We start from the raw sequence: 6225 nt of genomic DNA, 5'->3' as shown, positions 1-6225 counted from the left end.
GCTCGGGCTCGTCGCCGGGCTCAGACTCGTCGTCCGGCTCGTCGTCCGGGTCGGACTCGGCGTCCGCCTCGGCGGCCGGCTCGGCGTCACCGGCCACGGCGGTCTCGTCGTCCGGCGTCTCGTCGCCCGGCTCGCTGGTGGTCACGTCCTCAGGGACGCCCGGACCCCCGGCCTCGGTTGCGTCGCGCTCCTCGGGAGCCGCAGCCTCGTCCGGGGGCAGGTCGCCAGGGGGAACGTCGTCCTCGGCCGCCATCGACGCCTCTCAGTCGTCCAGAACCAGTACCCGTGCGTGGAGCACCGGCCGCTGCGCGAGGGCGGCCCGGACGGCGCGGTGCAGGCCGTCCTCGAGGTACAGCGTCTCCCGCCACTGGACGACGTGCGCGAAGAGGTCTCCGAAGAAGGTGGAGTCCTCCGAGAGCAGCTGGGTGAGGTCGAGCGTCGTCTTCGTCGTGACGAGCTGGTCGAGCCTGACCTGCTGCGGTGCGATCTTCGCCCACTGGCGCGGCGTCGTGTACCCGTGGTCCGGGTACGGACGCGTGTCGCCCACGCCTTTGAAGATCACGTGGTCGATTCTACGGACCCGTACGCTCCCGGCACGGTTGCCATGCCCTGACCGGGCACCCGGTCGTAGGCTCGGCCCCGGTCAGGTCCTGACCGGTACGGCCCACCAGCACCCGAGCGGGGAGTCCCGAGATGTCGTCGCAGCAGCCCACCGACGTCGCCGACGTCGTCCGGACGGGGTACGCGTTCACCGGCCCGGCCCTCGAGCTGGGGGCGCTCCTCGTCGACGGCGAGCCCGTCGTCGACGCCCAGGTCCGGGTGCCGCTCGGGATGCTCAACCGGCACGGCCTCGTCGCCGGGGCCACCGGTACCGGCAAGACGAAGACCCTGCAGCTCATGGCCGAGCAGCTCTCGGCGAACGGTGTCCCGGTCTTCATGGCCGACATCAAGGGCGACCTGTCGGGGATCGGCCAGCCCGGCCAGCCGAACGAGAAGCTCACGGCCCGGACGGCGTCCATCGGGCAGAACTGGGTGCCGACCGGCTGCCCGGTCGAGTACCTGAGCCTCGGCGGCCAGGGCAGCGGCGTCCCGGTGCGGGCGACGATCACGTCGTTCGGGCCGACCCTGCTCGCGAAGGTGCTCGACCTCAACGAGACCCAGACGTCGAGCCTCTCGCTCGTCTTCCACTTCGCGGACGAGGCGGGCCTGGCCCTGCTCGACCTCAAGGACCTGCGCGCCGTCATCCAGTTCCTCATCTCGGACGAGGGCCAGGACGAGCTCGAGGGTCTCGGCGGGCTGTCGAAGGCGACCGCGGGCGTCATCCTCCGCGAGCTCATCGCCTTCGCCGACGCCGGTGCTGACGTCTTCTTCGGCGAGCCCGAGTTCGACACCCGGGACCTGCTGCGGACGGCGCCCGACGGCCGGGGCGTCGTCACCTGCCTCGAGCTGCCGTCGGTGCAGGACAAGCCGGCGCTGTTCTCGACGTTCCTGCTGTGGATGCTCGCCGACCTCTTCGAGGACCTGCCCGAGGCCGGTGACCTCGACAAGCCCAAGCTCGTCTTCTTCTTCGACGAGGCGCACCTGCTCTTCCGGGACGCGAGCAAGGCGTTCACCGAGCGGATCACCCAGACCGTGCGGCTCATCCGGTCCAAGGGGGTCGGGGTCTTCTTCGTGACGCAGTCCCCGAAGGACGTCGACGGCGACGTCCTCGCCCAGCTCGGCAACCGGGTGCAGCACGCGCTGCGGGCCTACACCCCGGAGGACGCCAAGGCGCTCAAGGCGGCGGTCTCGACCTTCCCGAAGTCGTCGTACGACCTCGAGGAGCTGCTGACGAACCTCGGCATCGGCGAGGCGGTCATCACGGTGCTGTCCGAGCGCGGCGCCCCGACCCCGGTCGCCTGGACCAGGCTGCGGGCCCCGCAGTCCCTCATGGCGCCGGCCCCGGCGGAGGCGCTGGCCGCCGCGGTCGCGGCGTCCCCGGTGCAGTCGAAGTACGGGACGGCCCTCGACCGGGAGTCGGCGTACGAGAAGCTGCGTGCCAAGCTCGCCCCGCCGCCGTCGATCGAGAAGACCGAGGGAGCGGCCGCCCGACCCGTGCCCGCCCCGGCGCCGGCCCCGCGCCAGGAGCGGGAGGCCCCGCGCCGGCCGGCGCCGGAGGAGGCCGGCATCGTCGAGAAGGCCGTGAAGTCCTCGGCGTTCAAGAGCTTCCTCCGCTCGGCCGGGACGGTCCTCGGGCGCGAGATCACCCGGAGCATCCTCGGGACGGCGAAGCGCCGCCGCTGACCGGCGGCACCACCGAGCGGGCCGTCGTCCGCCGTACCGCTGACCCTGCCGCCGCCGCCCGCGCCCTCCACGGGCGGCGGCAGGTCAGAGGGTGCCGGGCCTGGCACGGTCAGCTCCCGGGCGCCGGGTCGACGACCGGCGGGACGCGGACGTCCTCGGCGTGCGGCACGACGGCCGTCGCGGCGGGGGCGAGCGTGAACGTCATGGTCGGGCGGAAGGTCGGCGCGAGCGTGATGGTCGGGTCGATCGCGGCGTCCGAGCCGGGGGCGCCCGGTTCCGGGGCGTCGGTCGGCCCGTCGGTCGGACCGTCCGTGGTGCCGTCGGTCGGGGTGTCGGTCGTGGCACCCCCGCCCGGCGAGGAGCCGGAGCCGGCGCCGGCGGAACCGGCCGAGCCGCCCTTGGAGCCGGCCTTGGACCCCGCCTTCGGGGCCTTCGCCGCCGGGCCGGTCGGGGCCGCCGAGGGGGAGGCGCCGACCTGGGCGGCCGAGGCGCCGTCCGACGGCGTGCTGGGCGACGCGGCCCCCGGCACGACCGGGGCGGCCGGCGCGGGGCCTCCGGTGAGCACCCCGACGAGGGCGCCGACGAACACCGCGACGAAGGCGGCGACGACGAAGGCCGCGGCCCACAGCGGCACCCGGCGGGTCTCGCCCGAGGAGCCGATGTGCCGGGCGGCCGGGGCGCCGACCTCGAAGGCGCCGGACTCGCCGAAGAGCGGGTTCGACGGCAGCGGGGCGCTGCCCTGGGCGGCGGCGTGGCGGATCACGGACGGGTGCAGGGTCGTCGGCGTCATGGTGGCCTCCTCGTCGGGCCCGCTGTTCGGGCTCTCAGGGGGGAGACGGGGGAGGGGCCGCGTGATTACACCCCGGCCCAAACTTTTTTCGAGGCGGCCTCGGGGTCCCCCGAACGGGGGTGTAATGATCCGGGTCGTCGGCCGTCGTCCCGGTGTGGAGACAGCACCGACTCGGGGAGGTCAGGCATGGTGGATCGTGCGGGCAGCGGCGGCAGGCCGCTCGCCGACGACCCCGCCGGCGTGCCCGACGCCGACCTCGCCCGTGCCTGGGCCGCCGGGGACCCGCTCGCGTTCGGCGAGGCCTACCGCCGGTTCGCCACCCCTCTTTTCGGGACCGCGGTCGGGCTGCTCGGCGACCGCACCGTGGCCGCGGACGTCGTCCACGACACCTTCGTGCGCGCCGCGCCGCGGGTCGCGGGCCTGCGCGAGCCCGACCGGCTGCGGGCCTGGCTCTTCGCGATCCTGCGCAACGAGGCGGCGTCCGTGCACCGGGCCCGACGGCACGACGGCGGCTCCCTGGACGACGACGCGGGCGGCGAGGTGACGGGCCGGCTCGCGGACGACGCCGCGCCCGCGGACGTCGAGGCGTCCCGGGGCGAGCTCGCCGACCTCGTCTGGACGGCGGCCGACGGGCTCCAGGAGCGCGACCGCGAGGTGCTCGAGCTCAACGTGCGCGGCGGTCTCGACACCGCCGACCTGGCCGCCGCGCTCGGCGTGACGCCGGGGCACGCCGCCGTCCTGCTCTCCCGGATGCGCGACCGGCTCGAGCGCTGCATGGGTGCGCTGCTCCTGGCGCGGCTCGGCCGGCGGGACTGCGACGCGCTCGACCGGCTCCTCGAGAGCTGGGACGGGAGGTTCTCGCTCGACGTCCGCTCGAAGGTGTCGCGGCACGTCGAGGGCTGCCCGCGCTGCGGCCAGCAGCGGGCCCGGCTCGTGACGATGGAGCGGCTCGCGCCGGCGCTGCTGCCGCCCGCCGTCCTGCTGCCCGTCGACCTGCACGAACGGCTCGTGGCGAGCATCGGCCCGGGCGGGGCGCCCGCCCCGGCGTGGGGTGCCACCGGCCCGGCCGGGCCGGACGTCGACCTCGACACCTGGTCCTGGCAGGCCGACGGGTTCCCCGAGCAGGTGGCCGAGCCGGTGCGCCGCGTCGTCGCCGGTCCGCCGGCCGGCCCGGTCGCGGCCGCCGGGGGTGCCGCTGTGCTGCTCGCCGCCGGGCCGCCGTCCCCCGGGACCGCCCCGGCCGGGGCGCACCGCAGCCGGGGCCGGACCCGGCCGTTCGCCGTCGCCGCCGCCGTGGTGCTGCTCGCCCTGGGCGGTGCCGGCGCGTTCACCGTGCTGCGGCCGGAGCCGGAGTCGGTCCAGGTGGTGGCGACGTCCCCGAGCGGCTCGACGTCCTCCGGGGCGGTCGCCGGCGTGACGACCCCGGTGGACGGCGTCACGCCGTCCGGTGGGACGACGACGGCCCCGGCGACGTCCGGCGGCCGGACGACCACGACGACGCCGCCGACCACCCGGACGACCACGACCTCGGTGACCACGACGACGGACCCGGTGACGTCGTCCGACCCGGTCACCTCGACCTCCACGACCACGACGACGACCACGACGACGACGACCACGTCGAGCCCGCCTGCCCCGGAGGGGCCGGTGATCCAGCGGGTGTCGGCCTCACCGGGGTCGGTGTTCCTGCCCGCACCCGTCGGCGCGGCGGGGTGCACGCCGACGACCACGACGATCGTCGTCCTCGTCAAGGCGTCCGGGAAGGTCTCCGGGACGGCGTCCTGGTCGCCCGACGGCGGCAAGACGTCGCAGCGGGTGCGGCTGAGCCGGGACGGCAACGTCCTCACGGGCTCGATCGGCGAGTGGTCGGTCGCCGGGACGGACGTCGTCCAGGTCGTCGTCCAGGACGAGTACGGCAAGGACTCGGGCAAGACCGCGGTCACCGTGCAGCGGTGCACCCGGGGCTGAGCCCGGCTGATCGGCCCTCCGGTAACCCGGACGAGGCACCCCTCCACGTTGGGTAGACTCGCCGACGGAGGATTCGCCTAGTGGCCTAGGGCGCACGATTGGAAATCGTGTTGGTGTAAAAGCCTCAGGGGTTCAAATCCCCTATCCTCCGCGGCCCTGACCAGGGCCGATGCCGCAGAGTGACCGACGGTCACGGGGCATCGGCCCTGGTCGGTCTCAGTTTTGGTCTCATTCGCCGGCTCGAAGCGCGAAGTCGAACACCTGTCGATGGTCGTTCTCGCCACGGCTGTGCATCAAAGCCCTGGGCTCTGCACTGTTCGGGGAAATGATCTTGAACTGTTGCCGAATGGGCCGGAGCCTTGCTCGGCACGCTTCGATCGCGGTGCGCTCTTCGTCCTTCATCTCCCGCCAGGTGCCCGTGACAAGTACCGCGTCTCCAGTGCGCAGTGCGAAGGCTGCCAACGGAATCGCTCGCTGTAGCTGGATCACTCGACCGGTCGGCCGCATGAGAGACACCGTGATGTACGAGACCTGCCCTGCTCTCGGCGCCGGCAGCCATCCGACCTTTCTGGTGACGTTCGGTTGGTCCAGGGCCGGGCGGATGTCATCGGCGGTCGTGAAGATCGAGTACCCGACCGTGAGTGTGTCGCCGAGCGGAGATGGGCGCTCCCAGCGGTCCACAACGCGATCGCCGGTGCGGTCGATGAACTCCTGTACGGCGTCGGGAGTCGGCTCTCGTTCGACCCATGCGTACCGCCAGACACCTGACTTGTGCAGGCTGGCCTTGAGATACGACCCAGTCGTGCGCTCGTACACGTAGACGTCGCCGAGGGGCGCGACCCGAATCCCCCAGATCGCCGACCGGTGCGTCGGTCCGCCCCACGCAACCCGCAACTGTCCACCGGGCGATCCGAGACGGATCACCTCCGCCGGTTCGTCGCCGGTCTGTAGCGCGAGAACGGGTTCCGTCACCAGGACAGGGTGGCGCGCCGTGCGTCCCAGCCAAAACAGTTTCTCGACATGACGACGGATCAGTCCCACAGCAGTCCGCCCACCTGAGCTGGGCGTGGCAGGGCACGCTGGGCCATCCGCTGGAAGCCGGCACTCAACGCCTTCGCCATCACCTACGCCGGCCGCCTCGAACCGAGCACCACCAACTGACCGAGCGAGAGTCAGTTACACCG

Annotated in this window: 5 protein-coding genes and 1 tRNA gene; 3 read left to right on the top strand and 3 right to left on the bottom strand. The window is 73.5% G+C overall.

What is annotated here, in order from left to right; translation table 11 throughout:
- Window positions 1-262 precede the first annotated feature (262 nt).
- Complete coding sequence (locus EDJALFJO_RS26530; protein ID WP_088289337.1) at window positions 263-562, bottom strand: type II toxin-antitoxin system VapB family antitoxin; 300 nt, start codon at window positions 560-562, stop codon at window positions 263-265.
- A 131-nt stretch (window positions 563-693) separates the two neighbouring features.
- On the opposite strand from EDJALFJO_RS26530, the gene EDJALFJO_RS26525 reads away from it, so the two are divergent.
- Entirely contained in the window at window positions 694-2283 is a 1590-nt protein-coding gene (locus tag EDJALFJO_RS26525; RefSeq protein WP_088289336.1) for a helicase HerA-like domain-containing protein, read from the top strand.
- A gap of 109 nt (window positions 2284-2392) precedes the next feature.
- Here EDJALFJO_RS26525 and EDJALFJO_RS26520 read toward each other — a convergent pair whose 3' ends face one another.
- On the bottom strand, window positions 2393-3073 hold the full coding sequence (locus EDJALFJO_RS26520) for a hypothetical protein (RefSeq protein ID WP_088289335.1): 681 nt from the start codon (window positions 3071-3073) through the stop codon (window positions 2393-2395).
- A gap of 186 nt (window positions 3074-3259) precedes the next feature.
- On the opposite strand from EDJALFJO_RS26520, the gene EDJALFJO_RS26515 reads away from it, so the two are divergent.
- Together EDJALFJO_RS26515 and EDJALFJO_RS26510 are read left to right on the top strand one after the other, a co-directional pair.
- On the top strand, window positions 3260-5041 hold the full coding sequence (locus EDJALFJO_RS26515; RefSeq protein ID WP_088289334.1) for a sigma-70 family RNA polymerase sigma factor: 1782 nt from the start codon (window positions 3260-3262) through the stop codon (window positions 5039-5041).
- A gap of 66 nt (window positions 5042-5107) precedes the next feature.
- Window positions 5108-5192 (top strand) — tRNA-Ser (locus tag EDJALFJO_RS26510).
- A 77-nt stretch (window positions 5193-5269) separates the two neighbouring features.
- Here EDJALFJO_RS26510 and EDJALFJO_RS26505 read toward each other — a convergent pair.
- The gene (locus tag EDJALFJO_RS26505; RefSeq protein WP_198950672.1) at window positions 5270-6082 is read right to left on the bottom strand and encodes a hypothetical protein; all 813 of its coding nucleotides are present in this window, start codon (window positions 6080-6082) and stop codon (window positions 5270-5272) included.
- Window positions 6083-6225 lie beyond the last annotated feature (143 nt).

Origin of the sequence: Kineosporia sp. A_224, from assembly GCF_002198655.1 — a bacterium.
Classification (GTDB): domain Bacteria; phylum Actinomycetota; class Actinomycetes; order Actinomycetales; family Kineosporiaceae; genus R-H-3.
Note: the sequence above shows the minus strand (reverse complement) of the source record. Positions and strands in the feature narration are given on the sequence as shown.